General features: G+C 66.3%; 24 protein-coding genes. 16 read left to right on the forward strand and 8 right to left on the reverse strand.

Features of this window, described 5'->3' with window-relative positions; genetic code table 11:
* The first annotated feature begins 78 nt into the window (after positions 1 to 78).
* The 14 genes from RBA41_RS15775 to RBA41_RS15840 all read left to right on the forward strand — a co-directional run bounded on the left by RBA41_RS15775 (position 79) and on the right by RBA41_RS15840 (position 15,849).
* Positions 79 to 2,199 carry an amidohydrolase family protein gene (locus RBA41_RS15775; RefSeq protein WP_306625015.1) on the forward strand — a complete coding sequence of 707 codons (2,121 nt, stop codon included), beginning with the start codon at positions 79 to 81 and terminating at the stop codon, positions 2,197 to 2,199.
* 285 nt (positions 2,200 to 2,484) lie between these two features.
* A complete protein-coding gene (gene gspG, locus RBA41_RS15780; protein WP_099873674.1) occupies positions 2,485 to 2,937 on the forward strand; it encodes a type II secretion system major pseudopilin GspG in 453 nt (150 codons plus the stop codon).
* 26 nt (positions 2,938 to 2,963) lie between these two features.
* On the forward strand, positions 2,964 to 3,434 hold the full coding sequence (locus tag RBA41_RS15785) for a GspH/FimT family pseudopilin (protein WP_099873675.1): 471 nt from the start codon (positions 2,964 to 2,966) through the stop codon (positions 3,432 to 3,434).
* Between the two features lie 28 nt (positions 3,435 to 3,462).
* Positions 3,463 to 3,840: a type II secretion system minor pseudopilin GspI gene (gene gspI, locus RBA41_RS15790; protein ID WP_306625016.1), complete on the forward strand. Its 378-nt coding sequence runs from the start codon at positions 3,463 to 3,465 to the stop codon at positions 3,838 to 3,840.
* Positions 3,837 to 4,532 carry a PulJ/GspJ family protein gene (locus tag RBA41_RS15795; protein WP_306625018.1) on the forward strand — a complete coding sequence of 232 codons (696 nt, stop codon included), beginning with the start codon at positions 3,837 to 3,839 and terminating at the stop codon, positions 4,530 to 4,532. The genes gspI and RBA41_RS15795 overlap by 4 nt, the downstream gene beginning before the upstream one ends.
* A complete protein-coding gene (gene gspK, locus RBA41_RS15800) occupies positions 4,532 to 5,530 on the forward strand; it encodes a type II secretion system minor pseudopilin GspK (protein WP_306625019.1) in 999 nt (332 codons plus the stop codon). The genes RBA41_RS15795 and gspK overlap by 1 nt, the downstream gene beginning before the upstream one ends.
* Before the next feature lie 18 nt (positions 5,531 to 5,548).
* Entirely contained in the window at positions 5,549 to 6,766 is a 1,218-nt protein-coding gene (gene gspL / locus RBA41_RS15805; RefSeq protein WP_306625021.1) for a type II secretion system protein GspL, read from the forward strand.
* Entirely contained in the window at positions 6,763 to 7,284 is a 522-nt protein-coding gene (locus tag RBA41_RS15810; RefSeq protein ID WP_306625022.1) for a type II secretion system protein M, read from the forward strand. The genes gspL and RBA41_RS15810 overlap by 4 nt, the downstream gene beginning before the upstream one ends.
* Positions 7,281 to 8,060, forward strand: a complete 780-nt coding sequence (gene gspN / locus RBA41_RS15815; protein ID WP_306625023.1) for a type II secretion system protein N — start codon at positions 7,281 to 7,283, stop codon at positions 8,058 to 8,060. The genes RBA41_RS15810 and gspN overlap by 4 nt, the downstream gene beginning before the upstream one ends.
* Entirely contained in the window at positions 8,060 to 10,309 is a 2,250-nt protein-coding gene (gspD, locus tag RBA41_RS15820; protein WP_306625025.1) for a type II secretion system secretin GspD, read from the forward strand. Before gspN ends, gspD begins: the two co-directional genes overlap by 1 nt.
* 10 nt (positions 10,310 to 10,319) lie before the next feature.
* A complete protein-coding gene (gene gspE / locus RBA41_RS15825; RefSeq protein WP_099873683.1) occupies positions 10,320 to 11,765 on the forward strand; it encodes a type II secretion system ATPase GspE in 1,446 nt (481 codons plus the stop codon).
* Between the two features lie 10 nt (positions 11,766 to 11,775).
* Complete coding sequence (gene gspF, locus RBA41_RS15830) at positions 11,776 to 12,996, forward strand: type II secretion system inner membrane protein GspF (RefSeq protein ID WP_306625027.1); 1,221 nt, start codon at positions 11,776 to 11,778, stop codon at positions 12,994 to 12,996.
* Between the two features lie 11 nt (positions 12,997 to 13,007).
* Positions 13,008 to 13,607, forward strand: a complete 600-nt coding sequence (locus tag RBA41_RS15835) for a hypothetical protein (RefSeq protein WP_306625028.1) — start codon at positions 13,008 to 13,010, stop codon at positions 13,605 to 13,607.
* 7 nt (positions 13,608 to 13,614) lie between these two features.
* The gene (locus tag RBA41_RS15840) at positions 13,615 to 15,849 is read left to right on the forward strand and encodes a patatin-like phospholipase family protein (protein WP_306625029.1); all 2,235 of its coding nucleotides are present in this window, start codon (positions 13,615 to 13,617) and stop codon (positions 15,847 to 15,849) included.
* Positions 15,850 to 15,873: 24 nt separating this feature from the next.
* Here the strand turns inward: RBA41_RS15840 and RBA41_RS15845 are convergent, their stop codons facing one another.
* A complete protein-coding gene (locus tag RBA41_RS15845) occupies positions 15,874 to 16,608 on the reverse strand; it encodes a helix-turn-helix domain-containing protein (protein WP_306625030.1) in 735 nt (244 codons plus the stop codon).
* A gap of 143 nt (positions 16,609 to 16,751) precedes the next feature.
* Between RBA41_RS15845 and RBA41_RS15850 the strand changes: the two genes are divergently transcribed.
* Together RBA41_RS15850 and RBA41_RS15855 are read left to right on the forward strand one after the other, a co-directional pair.
* Positions 16,752 to 17,324: an outer membrane beta-barrel protein gene (locus RBA41_RS15850; RefSeq protein ID WP_306625032.1), complete on the forward strand. Its 573-nt coding sequence runs from the start codon at positions 16,752 to 16,754 to the stop codon at positions 17,322 to 17,324.
* A gap of 205 nt (positions 17,325 to 17,529) precedes the next feature.
* Positions 17,530 to 18,015, forward strand: coding sequence for a DUF695 domain-containing protein (locus RBA41_RS15855; protein ID WP_306625034.1), 486 nt, complete (start codon positions 17,530 to 17,532; stop codon positions 18,013 to 18,015).
* A 42-nt stretch (positions 18,016 to 18,057) separates the two neighbouring features.
* On the opposite strand, the gene RBA41_RS15860 is transcribed toward RBA41_RS15855, so the two are convergent.
* The 7 genes from RBA41_RS15860 to RBA41_RS15890 form a co-directional block, all read right to left on the reverse strand.
* Entirely contained in the window at positions 18,058 to 18,258 is a 201-nt protein-coding gene (locus RBA41_RS15860) for a hypothetical protein (RefSeq protein WP_054265693.1), read from the reverse strand.
* A gap of 12 nt (positions 18,259 to 18,270) precedes the next feature.
* Entirely contained in the window at positions 18,271 to 19,611 is a 1,341-nt protein-coding gene (gene hslU / locus RBA41_RS15865) for an ATP-dependent protease ATPase subunit HslU (RefSeq protein WP_208640244.1), read from the reverse strand.
* Between the two features lie 23 nt (positions 19,612 to 19,634).
* On the reverse strand, positions 19,635 to 20,171 hold the full coding sequence (hslV, locus tag RBA41_RS15870) for an ATP-dependent protease subunit HslV (RefSeq protein WP_306625037.1): 537 nt from the start codon (positions 20,169 to 20,171) through the stop codon (positions 19,635 to 19,637).
* Between the two features lie 141 nt (positions 20,172 to 20,312).
* Positions 20,313 to 21,644: an STAS domain-containing protein gene (locus RBA41_RS15875; RefSeq protein WP_306625038.1), complete on the reverse strand. Its 1,332-nt coding sequence runs from the start codon at positions 21,642 to 21,644 to the stop codon at positions 20,313 to 20,315.
* Positions 21,645 to 21,937: 293 nt separating this feature from the next.
* A complete protein-coding gene (dksA, locus tag RBA41_RS15880; RefSeq protein ID WP_167076385.1) occupies positions 21,938 to 22,387 on the reverse strand; it encodes an RNA polymerase-binding protein DksA in 450 nt (149 codons plus the stop codon).
* A gap of 199 nt (positions 22,388 to 22,586) precedes the next feature.
* Positions 22,587 to 23,666, reverse strand: a complete 1,080-nt coding sequence (locus tag RBA41_RS15885; protein WP_306625040.1) for a CobW family GTP-binding protein — start codon at positions 23,664 to 23,666, stop codon at positions 22,587 to 22,589.
* Between the two features lie 141 nt (positions 23,667 to 23,807).
* On the reverse strand, positions 23,808 to 24,755 hold the full coding sequence (locus RBA41_RS15890; protein WP_306625218.1) for a tyrosine recombinase XerC: 948 nt from the start codon (positions 24,753 to 24,755) through the stop codon (positions 23,808 to 23,810).
* Position 24,756: the final 1 nt, after the last annotated feature.

A 24,756-nucleotide genomic window follows, 5' to 3' on the forward strand; every position in this document is an offset into this window, starting at 1 on the left:
TGCTCTAGACCGTACGTACCCGTGCTATTCTTGCGTCCCAACATAATAACTAACGTTCCGTCCAGGGAGATGCATCACATGAAACGTCCGCTCGTCCTCGCTGTCGCCGCCGCCCTGAGCTGGTCGGCGCACGCCGCCACCCAGACCCTCCGCTACGAGATGCACGCCGAAAACGGCAAGCGCATCGGGGAACAGGTCGTCGAGCGTGACGACGATGGCCTCACCCGCGTGCGCTTCATCTACAAGGACAACGGCCGCGGCCCCGAGCTGACCGAACAGTTCCGCCTGGGCGCCGACGGCACCATGACCGACTACACGGTCAAGGGCAACTCGACCTACGGCGCGGTGGTGGACGACCGCTTCGAGCGCAAGGGCGACAAGGCCACCTGGAAATCGACCTCCGAAAAAGGCGAAAAATCGATCGCCGGCCCGGCCATGTACGTGCCCCTGAACGGCTCGGCCGAAATGGCCTCGATCGCCATCGCCGCCCTGGCCGCCAGCCCGACCGGCAGCCTGCCTCTGCTGCCTTCCGGCACCCTGACCCAGCGTAAACTCGACGAAGTCGAGGTCACCAGCAATGGCAAGACGCGCAAGGTGCAACTGTTCGCCCAGACCGGCCTGGGCATGTCGCCCCAGTTCTACTGGGCCACCACCGACGCCAAGCCGCGCCTGTTCGCGGTCGTCATCCCCGGCTTCATGACCGCCGCCGAAGAAGGCTGGAACGGTGTCTCCAAGGTCCTGGCCGAGCGCCAGAAAGTGGCCGAGAGCAAAATGCTGACCGACCTCGCCAGCCAGCTGCAGCACAAGCTGACCGGTTTGACGGTGGTCAAGAACGCCCGCATCTTCGACAGCGAAAAAGCCACCGTCGGCGCGCCGTCGGACGTCTACGTGCTGCGCGGGCGCATCAGCGCGATCCTGCCGGCCGGCTCGCCCGTGCGCGGCGCCGTCAACGAAATCGACGCGGCCGGACGCATCATGCTGCCCGGCCTGTTCGACATGCATGGCCACGTGGGCCGCTGGGACGGCGGCCTGAACCTGGCCGCGGGCGTGACCACGGTGCGCGACATGGGCAACGATAACGGGCAATTGCAGCAAATCCTCGACGAAGTGGCCGAGGGCCGCCTGCTCTCGCCGCAAGTGGTGCCGACCGGCTTCCTGGAAGGCGAAAGCCCGTTCTCGTCGAACGGCGGCTTTGTCGTCAAGGACTTGCCGGCAGCCAAAAACGCGATCGACTGGTACGCCGAGCACGGCTATCCGCAGCTGAAAATCTACAACTCCTTCCCCAAGGCGATCCTCAAGGACACCGTGGCGTACGCCCACCTGCGCGGCCTGCGCGTGTCGGGCCACGTGCCGGTCGGCCTGCGCGCGCACGAAGCGCTCGACGCCGGCTACGATGAAATCCAGCATATCAACCAGGTCATGCTCAACTTCCTGGCCACGCCGGAAACCGAAACGCGCACCCTGGAACGCTTCATCTTGCCGTCGGAAAAAGTGGTGGACCTCGATTTCGATTCGCCCAGGGTCAAGCAATTCATCGCGCGCCTGAAAGCCAAGCAGACCGTGATCGATCCGACCCTGGCCACGTTCGCCTTCCTCAAGCAGCGCGACGGCGACCTGAACGAGCCGTTCGTGGCCGTGGCCGACCACATGCCGCCGGATGTGAAGCGCGGCTTTTACGTCGGCACCATGAAGATCGCCGACGACGCTGCCCAGAAGCGCTACGAAAAATCCTACGCCAAGATGGTCGACTTCGTCGGCCGCCTGTACAAGGCCGGCGTGCCGATCGTGGCCGGCACCGATGAAATGGCCGGCTTCACCTTGCAGGCCGAACTCGAACTGCTGGTCAAGGCCGGCCTGACGCCGGCCCAGGCGATCCAGGTCGCCACCCTGAACGGCGCGCGCTACACCCGCACCAGCGCCGAGCGCGGTTCGGTCACCCAGGGCAAGCTGGCCGACCTGGTGCTGGTCGATGGCGACCCGACCAAGCAGATCGGCGACATCCGCAAGGTGGCGCTGGTCATCACGCGCGGCTACGTGGTCTATCCGCATGAAATCGACAAAGCCCTCGGCATCGTGCCTTTCGTCAAGGATGCGCCGATGGTCAAGGCCCTGGCCCCGGTATCGAGCAACCTGGCCGAGGGCGGCAACGATGGCGCCCTGCATCGCCTGAGCGGCAGCAGTGCCAGGCATCATCACTAATCGACACCAGGCTTGCGCCAAGCGGCACTGTCGATTCGTCCATCAGTGGAAGGCGGCGCCACACTGACTTACAATCAGGTGGCGCGCCTCCACCGTCGTTACCGCCACTGGCGGGAAGCGCGGCGGCTGAGCCGGGGTAACTTGAATAACGCCCCGGCAACTTAGATTCCCGCCTGCGCAAGATGACAGGAAGATGACGCAAAATAGCCCGCAGTTCAATAGCGACGGCGGGCGTTATTGGCCTTATACTCCGACTCATCGTAGAACTTACATCACTGACTGACTATGAAACTCGCTGCACACCGTTCCATCCGCCAGCGCTTCGCGCGCGGCTTTACCCTTGTTGAAATCATGGTGGTGGTGGTCATCATCGGCATTCTCGGCGCGCTGGTCGTGCCCAAGCTGATGAACCGTACCGTCCAGGCGCGCATCACCGCCGCCAAGGTCGATATCGCCAACCTGATGCAAGCCCTCAAGCTGTACAAGCTGGACAACCAGCGCTACCCGACCACCGAACAAAGCCTGCAGGCGCTGGTCGTCAAGCCGACCAACGGCCCGACCGCCAACGGCTGGAAGACCGGCGGCTACATCGAGAAACTGCCGAAGGATCCATGGGGCAACCCGTACCAGTTCCTGTCCCCTGGCGTGCAGGGTGAAATCGACGTGTTCTCGCTCGGCGCCGACGGCCTGCCCGGCGGCACCGGCGACGACAGCGATATCGGTTCCTGGGAAAACTAGGCCCGGACCGAGGCGTCTTGAAGGTCATGAAAGCAGTGCGCGCCAGCCGGGGCTTCACGCTGATCGAGGTGATGGTCGTGATGGTCATCATGGGCATCGTGCTGGGCCTGGTGTCGATCAATGCGATTCCGAGCCCGCGCCAGAATCTCGAAGACGAGGCGCGCCGCCTGGCCCTGCTGCTGCAGCTGGCGCGCGACGAAGCCATCGTGCGCAACCGGCTGGTGGCCTTCGAGGCCGATACCGAACGTTATCGCTTCCTGGTGCGCAATGAAGCGGTGTGGGAGCCGGTCACGCGCGACGACCTGCTGCGCGAGCGTCCCTTCAAGGGCGCCCCGGTGCAGTTGCTGCTCGACCCGCCGGTATCGGTGGGCGGCGGTCCCGTGCGCATTACCTTCGGGCGCGAGCCGGTCGACAAGCCGTTCGTGCTGACCCTGGCGATCGGCGACGACCGGGTCGCCATCCGGGCCGACGGTATCGGCCACTTCGTCGTCGAGTAACCCTGTAAGGTATTTGTTGAACCAGACCATGCGCCATCCCCACCACAACCAGTCCGGCTTTACCCTGCTCGAAGTGCTGGTGGCGCTCGTCATCATCGGCACCGCGCTGGGCGCCTCGCTGCGCGCGGTGGGCAGCCTGACCTCCAACAGCGCCGGCCTGCGCGCCGCCATGATGGCGACCTGGTCGGCCGAAAACCGGCTGGTGCAGATCCGCCTGGCCAAGGAATATCCGGCGATCGGCAAGAACAGTTACGAATGCCCCCAGGGCGACCTGAAGCTGCTGTGCCAGGAAGAAGTGCTGGCCAGCCCGAATCCGCGCCTGCGCCGGGTCGAGGTCAGCGTGTTCGACAGCGCCAATCCGGAGCGCCGCATCATCAAGCTGGTCCAACTGGTGCTCAACGAATGATGCACACCGGGCAGCAGCGACTTGAGCAACAGCGGCAACGGCGGCAACGGCGTGGTTTCACCCTGATTGAACTGCTGGTGGCGATCAGCATCCTGGCCATCGTGGCGGTGCTCGGCTGGCGCGGCCTGGACAGCATCGTGCGCGCGCGCGAAACGCTCACCGCGCGCCTCGAATCGGCGCGCGGCATGCAGCTCGCCTTTGCCCAGATGCAGAGCGACTGCGAGCACCTGGCCGATCCGGCCCTGATGCTGGGCCGCCCGTACCTGCTCTCCGGGCCCGACAAACTGACCCTGGTGCGCAATGTGTACGCCGAAAACGAACCGGCGCGCCTGCAGGTGGTCGCCTACCGCATCGTCGACCGCATGCTCACGCGGCGCGAATCGAACGGCACGCGCGACCTGGTCCAGCTCGACGTGATGTGGCAGGCCGCCATCAGCAACGCCGACACCACGCCGGCCGTCACCCTGCAGTCGGGCGTGAGCGCGATGCAGATCATGAACTGGGAAAACAATGGCTGGCGCCAGAACACCCAGCCGGTGGCGCAGGCCGTGTCCAGCGCGCCGCCGCCGCCGGCCCCGGTGCCGGCCCCGCTCAACGCCCCCAGCCTGGCGCCGACCGGGCTGCAGGTGCAGCTGCAGGTCGATAACGTGGCCGCGGTGATGAGCAAATCGTTCCTGCTGGGGGGCATGTGATGCGCAAGCCTGTTCCGCGCCGCCAGCAGGGCGTGGCCATCATCACGGCCCTGCTGCTGACCATGCTGTCGGTGACCATCGTCGCCAGCCTGTTCTGGCAGCAGCAGGTCCAGGTGCGCTCGATGGAAAACCAGCGCCTGCACCTGCAGACCAAATGGATCCTGCGCGGCGCGCTCGACTGGGCGCGCCTGGTGCTGCGCCAGGACGGCATCGACAACCGCAACCTGACCACCCTGAACGCGGTGTGGAACACGCCGCTGGCCGAAACGCGTCTCGACCAGTACATCGAGCGCGAGCGGGTCGAGGGCGAAGTGTTCGACGCCACCCTGTCGGGCCAGATTTCGGACGCCACCGCGCGCTACAACCTGATGAACCTGTCCAACGGGCGCGTCATCGACAAGGTCCAGGTGCAGGTGTACCAGCGCCTGCTGCAAAACCTGCAGCTCGACCCGGCCCTGGCCCAGCGCACCGCGCTGGCGGTGGCCTCGGGCGCCGCGCCGGCCGTGCCCAAGGAACAGGATCCCAACCAGGCGCCACCGCCGCCGCCCGACCCGGACGCGCTGCCGGTTCCGGTCTCGGCCGGCACCGCGCCGATCGGCCTGACCCAGCTCGACGACCTGCTCGCCATTCCCGGCTACACGCTGGCCACCGTGAACCGCCTGCGCGAGTTCGCCATCGTGCTGCCCGAACAGACCAAGGTCAACGCCAATACCGCCCCGGCCGAAGTGCTGGCCGCCATCGTCGAAGGGTATTCGGTGTCGGAAGGGGCGGCCCTGGTGACGCGCCGCAAGCAGGCTTACTTTCTCGACGATGCGCGCTTTCGGGAACAGTTGTACGGCAAGGATCCGGTCAAGAACACGTATAGTTTCAAAAGCGAATATTTCCTGGTGAAGAGCCGGATACGCCTGGACCGGGCCGCGCTCGACGCGGAAGCGCTGGTCCAGCGCAGGCTGGACGATCGTGTGCAGACCACGACCGTCTGGGTACGGCAAAATTAAGAACGAAAGCGAGATGGTTTGACTACTTTATATATCCGGCATCCGGCCAGGGCGGACAGCGAAGGGGCCCTGGCCCGCTTCGCGCTGGTCGCCGACGGTGGCGCGCTGATCCAGCAGGGCGATGGCGTGCTCAAGGGCATGGGCGAGCTGATCGCTTCCAGCCGGCGCGTGGTGCTGCTGCTGGCCGCGGCCGACGTCACCCTGTTGCACGTCAAGGTGCCGCCGCTGTCGGCGGCCCGCCTGCGCGCCGCGCTCCCCAACCTGGTCGAAGAACAGGTGCTGGGCGACCCCGAGGAATGCGTGCTGGTGGCCGCCCCGGCCGCGGCCGGGGATGGCTTGCGCGCCATCGCCGTGGCCCAGCGCGCCTGGCTCGAAGCGCTGGTGCGCTCGGTGCTGGCCCAGGGCGCGCGCGCGGTGGCCGCCTTTCCCGCCCAGCTATGCCTGCCGCTGGCGCCGGGCAATGCCTCGGCCGCCATCGATAGCGGCGGCATCACCATCCGCCACGGCCAGTATCACGGCCTGGGGCTGGCCATCGCCGGCGAACCGGCCATGGCCCTGCAAACGGTGCGCGCGCTGGCCGGCGACACCCCGCTGACCCTGTACGTGCCGCAGGAGCAACTGGGCGAGTACCAGGCCCTGTGCGCCGAAGCGGGACCGGCCGTCACGCTCGAAGCCGAGCACTGGGCGCACTGGATCGCCGGCTCGAAAAGCACCAGCCTGGACCTGGTTCCGGGCCTGGGCGCGGCCGGCGCCAAGGCGCGCGACTGGCAGCGCTGGAAGTGGCCGGTGCGCCTGGCCCTGCTGGCCGTGGCGGTCAACCTGGCCGGCCTCAATTACGAATGGCTGCGCCTCAAGCGCGAAGCCGACAACACGCGCCAGGCCATGGTGCAGATCTTCCGCGCCGCCTATCCGAAGGAGACGGTCATCAGTAACAACCTCGAACGCCAGATGAGCCAGAAAATCGCCCAGGCCAGGGGCGCCTCGGGCCAGGTCGGGCCCGACGAATTCACCTTCCAGGCCGCCGCCCTGGGCGAAGCGGTGCGCACCCTGGGCAAGCCGCCCGAGCTGGCCGCGCTCACCTTCCGCGAGCGCACCACCACCATCAAGCTCAAGCCCGAAGGCGCCGATCCGGCCCTGGCCGGCACGCTCAAGCCGGGCTTGGCGAAGCACAAGCTCGACGTCAGCGACATCGCCGCCAACACCTTGCTGCTGCGCACCGCGGGAGCCAAGCCATGAGCGCCTTCACCGCCGTGAGCGGGCTCAAGGACCAGATGGCGCTGTACTGGATGGCGCGCACCGAGCAGGAGCGCAAATTCCTCGGCATCGGCGGCGCCCTGGCGGCCCTGCTGCTGGTGTACGCGCTGTTCCTGGCGCCGGCGCTGGAAGGCAGCGCCGTCCTGCGCGCCGAACTGCCGCAGCTCAAGCAGCAGAAGGCCCAGCTCGAGGCGCTGGCCAAGACCGCCGCCGAGCTGTCCGGCCAGACGGCGCCGCAAGTGACGCCCATGTCGCGCGAGACGCTCTCGGCCAGCCTGACGGCGCGCGGCATCAAGCCCGAGTCGCTCAGCATGACGGGCGAATACGCCAAGCTGCAGGTGTCCGGCGTCGCCTTTTCCAATCTGTTCGCCTGGCTTGAAGCGCAGCGCCTGGAAAACCGCATCAGCGTGCTGGAAGCGGCCATCACGGCCTCGACCCCGGCCGGCCAGGTCGACGCCACAGTCACCTTGCGCCAGAACACGGATGCGAGTTCGCGATGATGCGCGCCGTGCTATGGTTGGGCGCGATCGTGCTGGCCGTGGCCCTCACCGTGCTGGCGTTCGCGCCGGCCTCGTGGCTGGGCGACGTGGTCGAACGCCAGACCGGCGGACGTTTGACTCTGGGGGATGCGCAGGGTACGCTTTGGCGCGGCTCAGCCTTTATCGGCGGGGCGGCCGGGCCGGGCGGGGCGGTCACGCCGCTGCTGCCGGGGCGCTTCGACTGGACCTTGTCGCCGCTGGCGCTGATCGGCCAGGTCGACATGAGCCTGGCCAATCCGCTGGCGCTGACCCAGCCGGTGACATTGAGCGGCAGCTGGTCGCAGTGGCAGGTCAGTCCGTCGGCGCTGCTGCTGCCGGCCGGGGGCCTGGCCGGTTTGGGCGCGCCGCTCAATACGCTGGCGCTCTCGGGCGACATGCGCCTGTCCTGGACCACCCTGGGCCTGGCGCGCGCGCCGGACGCACGCGGGGTGGCGGTGGACGGGGTGACGACCCTGGAATTGAATGACATGGGCTCGCGCATGGCGCCGATCAAGGTGCTGGGCAGCTACAAGATGACCATGGATTGGCAGGGCCAGCAGGCAAAGTTGAATTTGAAGACGGAACGCGGTGCCTTGTTGTTGGCGGGAAAGGGCAGCCTGAACCAGGGCCGCTTCCAGTTTTCCGGCACGGCACAGGCCGCCGATGGATATGAAGAAACGCTGGGCAATCTCCTGAATTTACTGGGCCAGCGCCGAATGGTTGACGGCAAGAAAACTATCGCCTTAGAGTTTAAATGATGAAAAAACAGTCACTGAGCACTTCCACTTCCCCGGCGTTGCGCCGCATTGCCGCCGGCGTCCTGCTGTGCTGCGCGGTCGCGGGGGCGCCAAGCCCCGCGCTGGCGGCCCCGAGCGAGTCGGCCGCCCTCAATTTCGTCGGCGCCGACATCGAATCGGTCATCAAGGCGGTGGGCCATTACACCGGCATGACCTTCATTATCGATCCGCGCGTCAAGGGTACCCTGACCGTGACGTCGGAAAAGCCGGTCACCAAGGCCCAGGCCTTTGGCCTCTTGACCTCGGCGCTGCGCCTGCAGGGCTACGCGGTGGTCACCGGCGACGGTTTCGCCAAGGTGGTGCCGGAAGCGGAAGCGAAGCTGCAATCGTCGCCGACCCAGGTCGGGGTGGGCGGCTCGAGCGTCAAGGGCGACCAGATCGCCACCCAGATTTTCCATCTGAGCCACGAATCGGCGGCCAACCTGACCGCGGTGCTGCGTCCGCTCATTTCGCCGAACAATTCGATCATGGCCAATCCGGGCAATAACAGCCTGGTCATCACCGATTACGCCGACAACCTGCGCCGTCTGGCCAAGATCGTCGCCGCGCTCGACGCCCCGGTGGCGGCCGACCTCGACGTCATTCCCGTGCGCCACGCGATTGCGTCGGACCTGGCGACCATGGTCAACAAGCTGATGGAACCGAGCGCCGGCGGCGATTCGGGCCGCATCTCGGTGGTGGCCGATCCGCGCACCAACGCGGTGGTGCTGCGCGCGCCATCGCCGGCGCGCGCCAACCTGGCCAAGTCGCTCATTTCCAAGCTGGACCAGCCGACCTCGCAGGCCGGCAACGTCCATGTGGTCTACCTGAAAAACGCCGACGCCACCAAGCTGGCGCAGACCTTGCGCGCGGTGGTCTCGTCCGACTCTTCGTCCCTGCCCCAGCAGCAGCAGGGCACCTCCGGCGGCAGCATAGCCAGCGGCGGCGGCGCGTCCAACAGCAATATGAACAGCAATAACCAGAACAGCGGCGCCGGCAACAGCATGGCCCAGCAAAGCCAGACCAGCGGCGGCAGCGGCGGCAGCGGGGCCGGCTTCATCCAGGCCGACGCCTCCACCAACACCCTGATCATCACCGCCCCGGACGCGGTCTACCGCAACCTGCGCGCCGTCATCGACCAGCTCGACGTGCGCCGCGCCCAGGTCTACATCGAGTCCCTGATCGTCGAAGTCAATTCCGACAACGCGGCCGAATTCGGGGTGCAGTGGCTCGGCCTGTCGGGTACGGAGAACAGCAAGTACCGGGTCGGCGCGATCCAGCATTCGACCGGTGTGGCCAAGGCCAACAACCTGCTGGAGCTGGCTGGTGCCGGCGTTGCCGCCAGGCCAGGTGCCGGGCTGACCATCGGCCTGTTCAAGCAGGTCGCGGGCGAACTTGGCCTCGGTGCGCTCGCGCATGCGATGCAAAACACGGGCAACGCCAACATCCTGTCGACGCCGAACATGCTCACGCTCGACAATGAACTGTCGACCATCAAGGTCGGCCAGAACGTGCCGATCATCACCGGCAGCTTCACCACCAACACCGGCGGCGCCGCCGGCGGCAACCCTTTCCAGACCATCGAACGCAAGGATGTCGGCCTCACGCTCAAGGTGCGTCCGCAGATTTCCGAAGGCGGCACCATCAAGATGGCGATTTACCACGAGACCTCGAACGTGGCAAGCAACTCGGCCGCGGGCGTGATCACCAACGTGCGCTTCATCGAAAACAATGTCATTGCCGACGATGGCCAGATCATTGTGATTGGCGGCCTGATCAAGGACGATACGACTGAAGACGAAGAGCGCGTGCGCGGCCTGGCCGATATTCCAATTCTCGGCAACCTGTTCAAATACCGCAGCCGCAAGCGCAACAAGACCAACCTGATGGTGTTCCTGCGCCCGGTGATCGTGCGCAGCAAGGAAGACAGCAACGCCATCGCCAGCGACCGCTACGACTTCATGCGCTCGGCAGGCCAGGCTACGGGCGGACCGAAGGACAGCATTGTGATGCCCGACTACGGCACCCCGGTGCTGCCGCCGCTGAGCAACGGCCAGCCGCCGGCCGGCGGCGCCATGGCGCCGATGCCGCCGCGCCCGGTTCCGGCACCGGCCACCCCGGCCCCGGCCCCGGGCAGCACGACCGAGCGTCCCTTGAGCGCCCCGGCCACGATCAACCCGGCCGACGTGAATATGTACCGCCCGGCCAAGCCGGTCCCGGCGACCAAGTGATGACAGAGCGATGAGCAATCTTTTACCTTACGCTTTCGCGCGCGATTTCGGCGTGCTGGCGCGCTCGCCCGACAATGGCGAGCATCCGATCGAAGTGTGGGTCTCGGGCGCCACCGCGCCGGCGGCGATCGCCGAAGTGTCGCGCCGGTTCGGGCGCATCGCGCTGCGCTCGATGGACCGCGCCGACCTGGAAGCGGCCATTGCCAGCGCCTACGCCGGCGCCGGCGGCGACGCTTCGCAGGTGGCCGACGAATTCGATGCCGACCTCGACCTGACCAAGCTGCTGCAGGACGTGCCGGCCATCGAAGACTTGCTCGAATCGTCCGACGACGCGCCGGTGATCCGCATGATCAACGCGCTGCTCACCCAGTCGCTGCGCGAAGGCGCTTCCGACATCCACATCGAGCCGTTCGAGCAAACCTCCGTGGTGCGCTTTCGCATCGACGGCTCCCTGCGCGACGTGGTGCGTCCGCGCAAGGCCATCCACGCCTCGCTGATCTCGCGTATCAAGATCATGGCGCAGCTCGACATCGCCGAAAAGCGCTTGCCGCAGGATGGCCGCATCACCCTGCGCGTGGGCGGCAAGCCGGTCGACGTGCGCGTCTCGACCCTGCCGACCGGCCATGGCGAGCGCGCCGTATTGCGTTTGCTCGACAAGGAAGCCGGCCGCCTCGACCTGTCGCACCTGGGCATGAACGCCGCCCTGCTGCCGCAATTCGATGAACTGATCAACCAGCCGCACGGCATCGTGCTGGTCACCGGGCCGACCGGTTCCGGCAAGACCACCACCCTGTACGCGGCCCTGACCCGCCTGAACGCGTCGACCACCAACATCCTGACCGTGGAAGACCCGATCGAGTACGACCTGATCGGGGTCGGCCAGACCCAGGTCAACGCCCGCATCGACATGAGCTTTTCCAAGGCCCTGCGCGCGATCCTGCGCCAGGATCCGGACGTGATCATGATCGGCGAGATCCGCGACCTGGAAACGGCGCAGATCGCGGTCCAGGCCTCGCTCACGGGCCACCTGGTGCTGGCCACCCTGCACACCAACGATGCCGCCGCCGCCGTCACGCGCTTGCTCGACATGGGGATCGAACCGTTCCTGCTGTCGTCGTCGCTGCTGGGCGTGATGGCGCAGCGCCTGGTGCGAAAACTGTGCGAGCACTGCAAGGTGCGCGACGAGGTCGAAACGCCGCAGGGCCGCACGGTGCAGTGGAAAGCGGTCGGTTGCGACAAGTGCGGCCAGACCGGTTACCACGGCCGGGTCGGCGTGTACGAGCTGCTGGAAACGAACGACAAGATCAGCGCCCAGATCCACAACCGCGCTTCCGAAGCCGAGATCCGCACCGCGGCCCAGGCCAGCGGCATGAAGACCATGCGCGAAGATGGCCAGCGCTGGCTCGACAACGGTACCACCACGCAGGCTGAATTGCTGCGCGTGACCAAGGACTAGGCCGACCACGATGCCCGCATTCCGTTATGAAGCCGTCGATGGCGACGGCGCCACCCGCAAGGGCGTGGTCAACGCCGACAGCGCCCGTTCGGCGCGGGCCGACCTGCGCCTGCAGGGCCTGACCCCGCTCACGGTCGACGCCATCGCCGCCCAGCTCGATGCCGCCGGCGTCGAGAAAAGCCGCGGCTTCGGCGAGCGCCTGTCGCAGGTCGAACTGGCGCTGTTCACGCGCCAGCTGGCCAGCCTGCTGGAGGCCGGCCTGCCGCTCGAACAGGCGTTTACCGCGCTGCTGGAACAGGCCGAGCGCCCGTATGTGCGCGACCTGGTGGCCTCGATCCGCTCGGAAGTGATGGGCGGCGCCTCGTTTTCCGACGCCCTGTCGCGCCACCCGCGCGACTTTGCCGAGATCTACCGGGCGCTGGTCGCCTCGGGCGAGCAGATCGGCCACCTGGCGCGCGTGCTCTCGCGCCTGGCCGACTACATCGAACGGCGCAACGCGCTGGTGCAGAAGGTGCGCCTGGCGTTCACCTACCCGGCCATCGTCACCGTGGTGGCGTTCGCGATCGTGATCTTCCTGCTCACCTACGTGGTGCCGCAGATCGTCTCGGTGTTCGCCAACACCAAGCAAAAGCTGCCGCTGCTGACCGTCATGATGCTGGCCGTGTCCAATTTCGTGCGCGCCTACGGCATTGTCGTCGGCATCCTGCTGGTGGCCGCCTTCTGGCTGTGGCGGCGCGCGCTGCGCAATCCCGTGCTCAAGCGCCAGTGGCACACCTGGCTGCTGACGGCCCCGGTGTACGGCAAGTTCGAGCGCAGCCTGAACACGGCGCGCTTCGCCAGTACCCTGGCCATTACCACCGGTTCGGGCGTGCCGATCCTGCGCGCGCTCGACACCAGCCGCGACACCTTGTCGAACGTGGCGATGAAGGAACTGGTCGAGCAGGCCAGCGCCAGCGTGCGCGAAGGCGTCAGCCTGGCGCGCGCGCTGTCGGCCCAGAAGCACTTTCCGCCGATGCTGATCCACATGATCCGCGCCGGCGAGATCACCGGCGAACTGCCCGCCATGCTGGAACGGGCCGCCAATTCGCAGCAGCAGGACCTTGAGCGGCGCACGCTGACCATCGCCGGCCTGCTCGAACCGGTGCTCATCCTGGCCATGGGCGTGGTGGTGCTGCTGATCGTGCTCGCGGTGCTGATGCCTATTATTGAAATCAATCAGCTGGTGCGGTAAAAAGGAATGTAATGAAGCGTTTGCCAATAGTTGTTAGCCTGATTGCCGTGGTCTTCCTGTCGGCCTCGATCGCGTACTGGGCCATGCAGTTCTTCCGGGGCGAGCAGCGTCCGATCGTGGCCGTGGCCAGCGCGCCCGACCCGGTGCCGGCGCCCGACGCCGCCGCCACCCTGTTCGGCGGCCAGGCCGCCACCGTGGTGGTCAGCAATTATCAGCTGACCGGCGTGGTCTCGGCCGGGCGCGACAGCGTCGCCATCCTGGTGTCCGACGGCCAGCCGCCGCGCGCGCTCAAGGTGGGCAAGGAGATCGCCCCGGGCGTGACCGTCACCTCGGTGTTCCCGCGCTATATCACCCTGTCCGAAGGCGGGATCGAGAAACGCATCGAGCTGGCCACCGACCCCAAACCTGGTGCCGAGATGGCGCCGCCGATGCCGATGCCGCAGGGCGAGAACGACGTCCAGGGCCAGCAGCCGCCGCCGTCCGAACCGCCCCAGGCCCCCGGACTGAGCCCGGAACCGCCGCAGAACGCGCCGCCGTCGGCGCCGCCGCCGCAGATGCCGGCCCCGACCCGCACCATGGTCGGCCCCGGCAACCAACCCGCCACCCAATAAGCGGCGCATGAAGCGTTTGCGCATCCTGGCCGCGGCCTGCGCCCTGGGCTGGCACGCCGGCGCGGCGCTGGCCCAGTCCGTCGCTCCGGCCACGCCGGCCGGCGCCGCGGTGCCTGCCCGTCCGAAAGTGGCGCTGGTGCTCTCGGGCGGCGGCGCGCGCGGCTTTGCCCACATCGGCGTGCTGCGCGTGCTGCGCGAACTGCACGTGCCGGTCGACATCGTGGTCGGCACCAGCATGGGCAGCGTGATCGGCGGCGCCTTTGCGGCCGGCTCCTCCGTGTCCGACCTCGAACAGATGGCGCGCCTGACCGACTGGGACCGCGTGGTGGCCGACCGCCCGGCGCGCGAAGACCTCGAATTCCGGCGCCGCGAAGAAGACGTGCTGCTGCCGTCGCGCATCGAGTTCGGCGTGCACCGCGACGGCATTTCGCTGCCGCCGGCCGCCGCCGGCAATGCCGCGCTCGAACTTGCCCTGGCGCGCCTGCTGCCGGCCGGCACGCGCGACCGCCCCGTCAATCAACTCAGCTTGCCGTTTCGCTCGGTCGCCTCCGACCTGGTCACCGGCGAGCTGGTCGACCTGGTCGACACCCCGCTGTTCCTGACCATGCGCGCCTCGCTCGCCGTGCCGGGCGTGTTCGCGCCGGTGCGCGTGGACCAGCGTCTGGTGGTCGACGGCGGCCTGGTGCGCAACCTGCCGATCGACCTGGCGCGCAAGATGGGCGCCGACATCATCATCGCCGTCAACGTCGGCACCCCGCTCGCGCCCGAGAAAAACCTCGGCAGCGCGCTCGGCGTGGCGCAGCAGATGATCAATATCCTGACCGAACAGAACGTGCAGCGCTCGATCCGCGAACTCGGTCCCAATGACGTGCTCATTTCGCCCGAGCTGAGCGGCATCAGCTTCCTGGATTTCCGCAATATCGACAGCACCATCAAGGGCGGCGAGCTGGCCACGCGCGAACTGTCGCAGCGCCTGGCGGCGCTGGCGCTGCCGGCCGGCGAGTATGCGCTGTTCGAAAACAACCGGCTGGCCACGCCGCCGCTGTCGGACACGGCGTTGCCGCTGGCCGAGGTCAAGGTCGAGAGCAGCGGGCGCATCAATCCGAAAATCCTGCAGGTGCAGTCGGGCCTGGCGCAGGGACAGACGCGCACGCGCGAGCAGGTGCGGCGCGCCGCCAACAGCCTGTACGGGCGCGGCGACCTGGAGCGGGTCGAAACCGACATCGAGGATGAGGGCGGCCAGCGCGCCGTCGCCATCCGCGCCACCGAATCGAGCTGGACCAACAGCCGCCTGCGCGTGGGCCTGGAACTGGCCAGCGACTTCGACGACGCCAACCGCTTCGCCCTGAAGGTGATGCACGTGCGTTCGTCGATGAATCCGTGGGGCGGGGAATTGCGCACCAGCGCCCAGATCGGCGACGAGCGCGGCATCGGCGTGCAGTTCCACCAGCCGCTCGGCGCCGGCTCGCCCTGGTATGTGGCGCCCGAGGCCCAGTACAGTTCGAGTTCGTTCGACCTGTTCAAGGAAGGCCGGCGCCAGAGCCGCTACGCCTATTCGCAGCGCTCGGTGCGCTTCGTGGTGGGGCGCGAGCTGGGCACCTGGGGCGACGTGCAGGGCGGCATGGTGCGCCAGCACCTGGGCGCGCGCGCCGTGATCCCCGAGCAAGAGAACGGCGAGCTCGCGGCCAGCACCTATCACTACCTGCGCTACCGGGTCGACACGCTCGATTCGCTCGGCTTTCCCAGCCGCGGCTACCTGCTCGACGCCCAGCTGGCGGGCAGGGGCAGCGGGGCCGATGGCGCCGGCGCAATGGCGCAGTTTTCCCTGCTCGGGCTGGGCGCCTTCCGCACGCGCGACTGGGCCGGCCACGTGTACGGCGAATACGCGATTTCCAGCAGCGGCGCCGCGCCGCTCAGCCTGGGCGGCTTCTTGCGTCTGTCCGGCTCGCTGCCGGAATCGCTCGAAGGCAACCGCATCGCCTTCGGGCGGCTGGTCATGGCGCGCCGCATCGGCGCCTTGCCCGTGACCCTGGGCGGCACCGTGCGCGCCGGCTTTTCGCTGGAAGCCGGCGGCGCCTTCGACCGCTCGGAACAGGAAGCGGCGCAGAGCGGCGCGGCCTTCAAGCAAGCCGTCAGCGGCTTCCTGTCGGTCGATACGCGCTTCGGGCCGGTGTATGTGGGCGCCGGCAAGACCGTGCGCGGCGGCGGCACCGCCTACCTGTTTCTCGGGCCGATCTGGTAGGCACGGGCCGGCCCGGGCACAGGCCTAGGTGCGGCGCAGGGCGGTGAAGGCGCTCGACTCCCACGATTGAAAGCCGAGCAGCAGGGTTACGCCATTGCGCTCCTCGCTGGCCAGGCGGCGGTCGGCCTGGTGCAGGCGCGCCAGTTCGGCCGCCAGCTGCTGGATTTTCACCAGCAGTTCGCGCGAACTGCCCAGCGACAGGCGCGCGGGCAGGCACATCAGCGTTTCGCCGGCGCCATCGAAATGGCCGCGGAAGTAATCCTCCACCACATGCTCGCGGAAATACTGCTGCACCGGCCCGTCCGGCAGCCAGCGGAAGGTGGTCGACACGCGCATGCTGTAGCGGTTCAGGGGCTTGAGTTCGATCAGGCCGAGGCGGTCCAGTTCCACCATCAGGCCGATGCATTCCGGTTCGCTGACATTGTAGGTTTCGACGATCTGGTCGAGCGTCCAGTTGCCCAGGCAGCAGATGGCGACCAGCAGCAGGCGCGGATTGGCCATCAGCGACTTTTCCTGGGTCGGGGTGAGGGTATCGGCCTGGGGACGGGCGTCGGCGGCGCGGCGCAGCACGTCTTCGAGCGGCACCCCGGCCGCCTTGCAGATTTGCGCCAGGCGCGACAAGGCCATATCCTTCTGGCCGAACATGCGTTTGACGCTCGACTCGCTCATGCCGATGCGCGCGGCCAGCGCCTTGTAGGTGATGCCCGCCGCGCGCAACTCCGCGCGCAACACTTGTATGACCAGCTCAGGTGAGCTCATGCGATTCCTTTGAGGGCGAAATGTACAGTTATCCGATACTCAATGTACCGAATTTCAGTGCTTCGCACAAGCAGATAGGACTTTTTGAGGAAAAGCAGGACACTGTATTCATACCAGAAACGCCCACGCCTGAAAGTGAACCGATGCCGAAAACCCCGCTGCTTGCCGCCCTCCTGCTGACTGTGTTCAGCGGTGCCGCCAGCGGCGCCAGCTACGGCGACACCAGCCCGATCTATGCGGGCGGCGGGGCAGGGCGGATGCAGTTCAATGCGGACTGTGGCGGCCCTCGGCAATGCAAGGGGCAGGACAATGGCAGCGGCAAGCTGTTCGCCGGCTTCAACTTTGCGCCGTTCAGCGTGTGGCAGGGTTCCGAGCTGACCAGTTCAGTTGAACTGGTGGGCTACCGCGGCGGCAAGGCGGGCCTGGGGCGGCGCGGCGCGGCCTCGTTTGGCGGTGCCGGGCTGTCGTACCGGATCAGTTCGCGCGAGACCGATACGGTGTCGGTGCATGCAAGGGCAGGGCTGACGCGGCTGTCGGGCAAGTTCGACGGCGCCTCCAGCGCATCGACGGGTGTGACGGGCGGGGTGGGGATGGCGTATGCGCTCGACAAGCATCTGTCGCTGACCGCCGACTATGATTTGCTCAGGGCCGGTTTTGGCGCCTTGGCACGCACGCATGTGCATTTATTGACGTTAGGCGCCGCCTACAAGTTCTAGGCGGCGCGCACACAAGGATGGCCTGATCGCGGGCGCCCGCCGGGGCGCCCGCTGGCGGCCCCTGAATTCGTTCAACAATCATGAGAGGACGGCCGCGCCGTCATCGCTGCGCTGTACCGTGCCGGCTTCGAGCAAGCCTGGGCGTGCATTGCGGTCGGGCCCATTTCGCTGCCCATCCAGGGCGGAATTTCCGAGGGACTTTGCTATGGAACAAGTAACGACATATTTGCCGGTCACCTGTTTGGCGGAAGCTGGCGAAAGCTGGTACCGCGGTCTCGATTCCAACACGTCCGAATACCTGCTGGCCAGGGTCAACCTGGCGGCAGAGCGATGGGCGGCACATCCCTTGCTCGATATCAGGCTCAATGTCGCCACATTATTTAACCAGGCTAACCCTGGCGGTCAGCCGGACGAGCAGGAAAATAGCGAAGTAGAGATGATCGGCCAGAAAATCTATGCTTATCTCAAGGACGCCGGTCCAGTCCTGCATGTGGCGACGTTTACTACCGGAATACTCAAGGAATGGGTTTTTTACCTGGGTAATCGTCAAGCGGTCCCGGCAATCCATGAAAAAATTCAGTCCGAGATCAGTTCGCACGACGTGGAATGCGCGGGGCAGTCCGATCCCGCGTGGAAGGAATTTGCGGCTATTCTGAGCAAATGCCATATCCGCAAGAACGTGCATTCATAGGGGACCGGGCATGCGCCCGCTGGCATGAAAGCGCGCGCCCGGTTAATCCGGCTCCGGTTCCAGCTTGGCCTTCTTGAGCGCGCGCTTGGCCGCCTGGCGCTCCTGCGCCGGACCCTTGGCATGCGGTCCGGCGGCGCGCAGCTTGGCGGCCACGGCCACCGGATTGCGCACCTTGGCAACCTGCTGCGTCGGCTTGACCGTGATGCGCATCTTTTGCCGCGTCGCCAGTGCCTTGTTTGCCATCGCGCGCCCTCCTTACAGCACGTAGCGCGACAAGTCTTCGTTGTCGGCCAGTTTGTCCAGACGCTCGTTCACATACGCGGCGTCGATCGCCACCACGCTGCCGCCGGTCTCGCTGGCGGTGAACGAGACTTCCTCGAGCAGCTTTTCCATCACCGTGTACAGGCGGCGCGCGCCGATGTTCTCGGTGCGCTCGTTGACCGAAAACGCAATCTCGGCCAGCCGCGTGATGCCGCCCGGCGCGAATTCGACCTTGACGTCTTCGGTGGCCAGCAGCGCTTCGTACTGCTTGGTCAGGCAGGCATCGGTGCTCGTCAAGATGCACTCGAAATCGGCGATCGACAGCGATTCGAGCTCGACCCGGATCGGAAAGCGGCCCTGCAGTTCGGGAATCAGGTCCGAGGGCTTGGCCAGGTGGAACGCGCCCGAGGCGATGAACAGAATATGATCGGTGCGGATCATGCCGTACTTGGTGTTGACCGTGGTGCCCTCGACCAGCGGCAGCAGGTCGCGCTGCACGCCGGCGCGCGACACATCGGCCCCGCCCATTTCGGAGCGCGAGGCGATCTTGTCGATCTCGTCCAGGAACACGATGCCGTTCTGCTCGACGTTGGCGATCGCCTTCTGCTTCAACTCGTCGTCGTTGACCAGCTTGGCCGCTTCTTCATCGATCAGGATCTTCATCGCTTCGCGGATCTTGATCTTGCGCGGCTTCTTGCGCGCCGCGCCGATGCCGGAAAACATGGACTTGATCTGCTCGGTCATTTCTTCCATGCCGGGCGGGGCCATGATTTCCATCTGCGGACCGGCCTCGGCCAGTTCCAGCTCGATTTCGCGGTCGTCCAGCTCGCCTTCGCGCAAGCGCTTGCGGAAGGTCTGGCGCGTGCCTTCGCCTTCCTTGGTTTCAAGCGGCGGCGGGGTGACGTTAAAGCCGAAGTCGCGCGCCGGCGGCACCAGGATGTCGATGATGCGGTCTTCGGCCGCGTCCTCGGCGCGCTGGCGCACCTTTTTCATTTCGCTCGCGCGCGTCTGCTTGATGCCGATGTCGATCAGGTCGCGGATGATGGTGTCGACATCGCGTCCCACGTAGCCGACCTCGGTGAACTTGGTCGCTTCGATCTTGATGAACGGCGCGTCGGCCAGCCTGGCCAGGCGCCGCGCGATCTCGGTCTTGCCCACGCCCGTGGGCCCGATCATCAGAATGTTCTTGGGCGTGATCTCGTGGCGCAGCGGCTCGGCCACCTGCTGGCGGCGCCAGCGGTTGCGCAGGGCGATGGCGACCGCGCGCTTGGCCTTGCCCTGGCCGACCACGTGCTTGTCGAGTTCCGAAACGATTTCACGGGGCGTCATATTCATGGTGCTTGGCATGGTGCTTCCCCTTAATCCAGTGTTTCGATGATGTGCGACATATTGGTGTAGATGCATAGCTGGCCGGCGATGGTCAGCGATTTTGTCACGATCTCGGCCGGCGACAAATCGGTATTTTCCTGCAGGGCCTTGGCGGCCGACTGGGCATAGGTGCCGCCGGAACCGATGGCGCCCACGCCGTCTTCGGGTTCGAGCACGTCGCCGTTGCCCGTGATGACCAGGGTCGACTCATGGTCGGCCACCAGCAGCATGGCTTCGAGGCGGCGCAGCACGCGGTCGGTGCGCCAGTCCTTGGCCAGTTCCACCGAGGCGCGCAGCAGGTTGCCCTGGTGCTTTTCGAGCTTGCCTTCGAAGCGGTCGAGCAGGGTGAAGGCGTCGGCGGTGCCGCCGGCGAAGCCGCACAGCACCTTGCCCTGGTACAGCTTGCGCACCTTGCGGGCCGTGCCCTTCATGATGATGTTGCCGAGCGTGACCTGGCCATCGCCGCCGATGGCGACCTGCTTGCCGCGCCGTACGCACAGGATGGTGGTGCCGTGAAATTGTTCCATTATCGTTGCCTCTCAGTTAGTGAGCCGCCGCCAGGCCAGGAGGTCACTCCCGGGCCGGGCCGGCTGCTTGCATCCCAGAAATGGGGATGCTAAACGAAATTGCAAGATAGCTGCCGGCACCCGCACTGGCGCCGGCGAGGGTCAGTACTTGTGGGGGAACAGCTTGGCCACTTCCGTGAAGCCCAGTAGTTTGAACAGTGCGGCGACCAAATGGTTCAATTCGCGCAGCTCGATTTTTTTGCCGGCCGCGATCGGGCGCAAACGGTTGAGGAGGGCGGCGGCGGCCGAATAGTCGACCCGCGCCAGGCGCGAGCAGTCCAGCAGCACCGTCTCGTCGCAGGTCGCGGCGTAGGCGTCGATGGCATCGAACAGGGCCGCGGTGCTGCCTTCGATGACCGAGGGCAGCATGAAGCGTTCGGTGGCCGGCGCCGCATGCAGGATGCTGACCGCGGTGGCCACTTTCGAGGGCGGCTCGAACGAGGGCGGCGACACCTCGTAGGTGACGCAGTAATCCATCGCCGTTTCCTCGAAATCCTTTTCGCGGTCGAGCAGCTGGAACAGCGCCAGCAGCAGCAGCCACGGCGCTTCGCTGGCATCGCGCTTGCCGATTTCGATGGTCGAGTGAACCAGCTCGGCCAGTTCGGCGGCGCCGGCCACGATCAGTTCGCGTTCGCTGGCGCGCAGGCGCTTGATGGTTTCGAGCAGCAGGGCGCAGCCGTCCGGGGTCACGGTCTGGATGCGCGCAAATTCAAGGCGCAGCACCGGGTTTTCGCCGGCGCGCTGCAGCAGCCGTTCCAGGCGCGGGGCCACTTCGCCGTCGAGCACGCCGGAAAACACTTCGGTCGGGGTGACGCCGGAAAAGGTGCGCTCTTCCATGCCGTGCGGCAGCAGCGGCGGCGACCAGGACGGCGGCGAGGTTTCGAACTGGCTGGCGTAATCGATGGCGATATTGTCGAAGTCGTCCTGGCGCCCGCCCACCTGGTACAGGTCGAACAGCATCCACCAGATGGTGCGGTCGTCCTTGCCCAGCTCGGCCAGGCTGTCGAGCAGCATGTGCTCGGTCACGGCCATCTGGTCGTTGGCGAACATGATGGCGATTTCTTCGATGACGGGGGCGGTCTGGGGCGACACCGGCGCGTCCGGCAAGTCTTCGTCGGCCAGCAGCTCGGTGGTGGCCAGTTCCAGCATCGGCAGGGTGGCGGTCGGGGCGCCATCGGCCACGGGCGGCTTGGCCTTGCGCGGACCGCTGCCCCAGGCCGGTTCCGGCGTGTTGAAGATGTCGTTCGACATGGCCGACTCGATCGCATCGATCTTGGCGGCCGTGGCGCGGGCGATTTCGCGCTGGCGCGCGCGGTCGGCGTCGGTGTCTTGCGCCAGGCGCGACGGTTCGCCGACGCGCAGGCGCGAGTCCGGCGCCGCCTTGGCGCCGGGCTGATCAGTTTTCTTCTTGTTGAAGATGGAGAAGATACCCACGTCGTTCCCTGTCTCGTTCTAAGCTGCGCACTGCGCCGACCATACCGGGCGCCCGACCGCGGCGGGCGCCCTCATTGAACCAACCGCGGCACCCGCCCGCGCCAAAGCGCACGGTAGCATGCCGACCCGCACCGCGTCACCCACCGCCATGCCGCGCATTTCCGGCCGCACTGGACATCCAAGCATAGTGTAGCCGATAGGCAAGCTTCGAGTCGGTTTGGCAGGAGCGGCAAAACAAAAAAGCATGCGGGGGCGAACCCGCATGCTTCTTCGGAGGTGGCGTGCAGCGATGATCAATCGCCGTACAGTTTTTGTTTCAGCTCGCGCCGCTGCTGCGCTTCGAGCGACAGGGTAGCGGTCGGGCGCGCGATCAGGCGCGGAATGCCGATCGGCTCGCCCGTTTCTTCGCACCAGCCGTAGTCGCCCCCGTCGATGGCGGCGATCGACTGCTGCACCTTCTTGAGCAGCTTGCGCTCGCGGTCGCGCGTGCGCAGTTCGAGCGCGTGCTCTTCTTCGATGGTGGCGCGGTCGGCCGGGTCCGGCACGAGCACGGTTTCGCGCAGGTGCTCGGTGGTCTCGCCTGCATTCTTGAGCAAGTCTTTTTCGAGCTGCTGCAGGCGGGCCTTGAAAAACGCCAGCTGCGCCGGATTCATATAGTCCTTCTCGCCCATGGCCCGAATTTCGTCTTCGGAGATGAGATGGCCTTCTGTATTGACGGCGGTCGATTTAGTTGTTTTAGTCATGACTTCACTTACCTTCGATACGACAGTGGTTTTCATTTTATCAGCTAACTCGGCCGCGGCACCGGTAAAGCGGCGGTGCCTGCGCCCGAAGCGCCTACCTTGACGGCTTGCTGAACTGCCGCCTTGTTCGTGTCTTCCCGCACCTGGATGACTTTTTACTGCCGGTGCGATAAAGCGGGCATCTTAAAACCCGGATAGTTTATACCAAACATTGTTCCAAACCGCTGACAAAGACATCTTTCGGTAAATTTTTGCCAATAAAAACCATTTTGCTGCCACGTTCCTCGTTTTCACCCCATTTTGCACCCAGATCGCTGCCCATCATCTGGTGCACGCCCTGAAATACCACCTTGCGCTCGGCCCCCTGCATCAGCAGCACGCCCTTGTAGCGCAGCATGCGCGGACCGAATACATTGACCAGGCTGGCCAGGAATTCGTCCAGCTTGGCCGGATCGAAGGCACGCTTGCTCTTGAAGACGAAGGCGGCGATGTCGTCGCTGTGGTGGCCGTGATGGTGATTATGCTCGTGGTCGTGGTCGTGCCCGTGTTCGTGGCGGCAGGCGTCGGTGTGCACGTGCCCGTGCTCATGTTCATGCCCATGGTCGTGCCCGTGCGCTTCTTCGGCCTTGAGGAAGTCCGGGTCGATCTCGAGCTTGTCGTTCAGGTTGAAGCCGCGGATGTCGAGCACCTCGGCCAGCGGGGCGCGCCCGAAGTCGACCTGGCTGATCGGCGCGCGCGGGTTGATGCGCATCAGGCGCGCCTTGAGCGCATCGAGCTGGGCCGGCTCGACCAGGTCGGTCTTGGAAATGAGCAGCTTGTCGGCGAAACCGACCTGGCGCTGGGCTTCCTCGTACTCGTCGAGCTGGGTCATGGCATGGCGCGCGTCGACCACGGTCAGCACGGCGTCGAGCATGTAGTGCACGCCGACTTCCTCGTCCATGAAGAAGGTCTGCGCCACCGGGCCCGGATTGGCCAGGCCCGTCGTCTCGATGATGATGCGGTCGAAGTGCAGTTCGCCGGCTTCGCGTTTTTTGGCCAGCGCCGACAGCGCCACGATCAGGTCGCCGCGCACGGTGCAGCAGATGCAGCCATTGTTCATTTCGACGATCTGTTCGCTGCTGTCCTGCACCAGGATCTCGTTGTCGATGTTTTCCTGGCCGAATTCATTCTCGATGACGGCAATCTTCAGCCCGTGGTCTTCCTGCAGGATGCGGTTCAGGAGCGTGGTTTTGCCTGCGCCGAGGAAGCCGGTCAGGATGGTGCTGGGTATCAGGGCCATGTTTGTCATCAGTCAGTGTGGCGCCCGGGCCGGGCGAATAATCGAGCGATTATGCCGGATTTCGCCATTTGCTTCCAACTACCGCCACATCGCTTGATGCGGATCATGCCGCAAGCGGCACGAAACGGGTGTTTGGTGTGCTTATTTGGCCTTGGCGCGCGGGTGCGCCTGGTCGTACACGGCCGCCAGGTGCTGGAAGTCGAGCGCCGTGTAGACCTGGGTCGAGGTGATGCTGGCGTGGCCGAGCATGTCCTGCACGGCGCGCAGGTCGCCCGACGATTGCAGCACGTGCGAGGCGAACGAGTGGCGCAGCATGTGCGGATGCACGTGCACCGGGGTGCCGGCCGCGATCGCGTGCTGTTTCAGGCGCAGCTGCACCACGCGCGGCGACACCCGGCTGCCGCGTTCGGACAGGAACAGGGCGCCGCTGCCGTCGGCCGGCGGCGGGCGCACCGCCAGCCAGGCCGCCAGCGCGGCGCGCGCATGGCTGCCGATCGGCACCGTGCGCATCTTGTTGCCCTTGCCGGTGACCAGCACATCGCCCGAGGCCAGGTCGATCCAGCCGAGCGAGGCGGGTTCGCCGTCGCGGCCCTTGCTGTAGAGTACATCGAGCCCGGCCAGTTCCGCCACCCGCAAGCCGCTCGAATAGAGCAGCTCGAACATGGCGCGGTTGCACAGCTCGGCGCAGGTGAGGGTGGCGCGCCCGGGCGGTGCGCTCGAGACCAGCTGCACCGCGTCGTCCACCGCCAGCGCTTTGGGCAGCGGGCGCGGACGCTTGGGCGCGCGCACGCCGTCGGTGGGGTTGGCCGCCAGGCTCACCTGGTGCGACAGCCAGCCGAAAAAGCCGCGCCAGCTCGACAGCTTGCGCGCGATCGAGCGCGGTCCCAGTTCCTGCCCGTGCAGGATCGAGGTCAGGCGGCGGATGTCGGCCTGGCGCACCTGCTGCCATGGCATGCCCTTGGCGAGGGTGTGCAATTGCCGCAGGTCGCGCCGGTAGGCGCTGATGGTGTGCGGCGAGAGCTGGCGCTGGGTTTCGAGCTGGGCCAGGTAGCGTTCGACCCAGTCCGGTTCAGCGGCGCCGCTATCCATT

This window comes from Massilia scottii (genome assembly GCF_030846495.1).
GTDB classification, from domain to species: Bacteria; Pseudomonadota; Gammaproteobacteria; order Burkholderiales; family Burkholderiaceae_D; genus Telluria_A; species Telluria_A violaceinigra.

Coding starts and splice junctions, on each gene's coding strand:
- RBA41_RS15775 (WP_306625015.1), top strand. CDS start 79: ATGAAACGTCCGCTCGTCCTCGCTGTCGCCGCCGCCCTGAGCTGGTCG.
- gspG (WP_099873674.1), top strand. CDS start 2,485: ATGAAACTCGCTGCACACCGTTCCATCCGCCAGCGCTTCGCGCGCGGC.
- RBA41_RS15785 (WP_099873675.1), top strand. CDS start 2,964: ATGAAAGCAGTGCGCGCCAGCCGGGGCTTCACGCTGATCGAGGTGATG.
- gspI (WP_306625016.1), top strand. CDS start 3,463: ATGCGCCATCCCCACCACAACCAGTCCGGCTTTACCCTGCTCGAAGTG.
- RBA41_RS15795 (WP_306625018.1), top strand. CDS start 3,837: ATGATGCACACCGGGCAGCAGCGACTTGAGCAACAGCGGCAACGGCGG.
- gspK (WP_306625019.1), top strand. CDS start 4,532: ATGCGCAAGCCTGTTCCGCGCCGCCAGCAGGGCGTGGCCATCATCACG.
- RBA41_RS15810 (WP_306625022.1), top strand. CDS start 6,763: ATGAGCGCCTTCACCGCCGTGAGCGGGCTCAAGGACCAGATGGCGCTG.
- gspN (WP_306625023.1), top strand. CDS start 7,281: ATGATGCGCGCCGTGCTATGGTTGGGCGCGATCGTGCTGGCCGTGGCC.
- gspD (WP_306625025.1), top strand. CDS start 8,060: ATGAAAAAACAGTCACTGAGCACTTCCACTTCCCCGGCGTTGCGCCGC.
- gspE (WP_099873683.1), top strand. CDS start 10,320: ATGAGCAATCTTTTACCTTACGCTTTCGCGCGCGATTTCGGCGTGCTG.
- gspF (WP_306625027.1), top strand. CDS start 11,776: ATGCCCGCATTCCGTTATGAAGCCGTCGATGGCGACGGCGCCACCCGC.
- RBA41_RS15835 (WP_306625028.1), top strand. CDS start 13,008: ATGAAGCGTTTGCCAATAGTTGTTAGCCTGATTGCCGTGGTCTTCCTG.
- RBA41_RS15840 (WP_306625029.1), top strand. CDS start 13,615: ATGAAGCGTTTGCGCATCCTGGCCGCGGCCTGCGCCCTGGGCTGGCAC.
- RBA41_RS15845 (WP_306625030.1), bottom strand. CDS start 16,608: ATGAGCTCACCTGAGCTGGTCATACAAGTGTTGCGCGCGGAGTTGCGC.
- RBA41_RS15850 (WP_306625032.1), top strand. CDS start 16,752: ATGCCGAAAACCCCGCTGCTTGCCGCCCTCCTGCTGACTGTGTTCAGC.
- RBA41_RS15855 (WP_306625034.1), top strand. CDS start 17,530: ATGGAACAAGTAACGACATATTTGCCGGTCACCTGTTTGGCGGAAGCT.
- RBA41_RS15860 (WP_054265693.1), bottom strand. CDS start 18,258: ATGGCAAACAAGGCACTGGCGACGCGGCAAAAGATGCGCATCACGGTC.
- hslU (WP_208640244.1), bottom strand. CDS start 19,611: ATGAATATGACGCCCCGTGAAATCGTTTCGGAACTCGACAAGCACGTG.
- hslV (WP_306625037.1), bottom strand. CDS start 20,171: ATGGAACAATTTCACGGCACCACCATCCTGTGCGTACGGCGCGGCAAG.
- dksA (WP_167076385.1), bottom strand. CDS start 22,387: ATGACTAAAACAACTAAATCGACCGCCGTCAATACAGAAGGCCATCTC.
- RBA41_RS15885 (WP_306625040.1), bottom strand. CDS start 23,666: ATGGCCCTGATACCCAGCACCATCCTGACCGGCTTCCTCGGCGCAGGC.
- RBA41_RS15890 (WP_306625218.1), bottom strand. CDS start 24,755: ATGGATAGCGGCGCCGCTGAACCGGACTGGGTCGAACGCTACCTGGCC.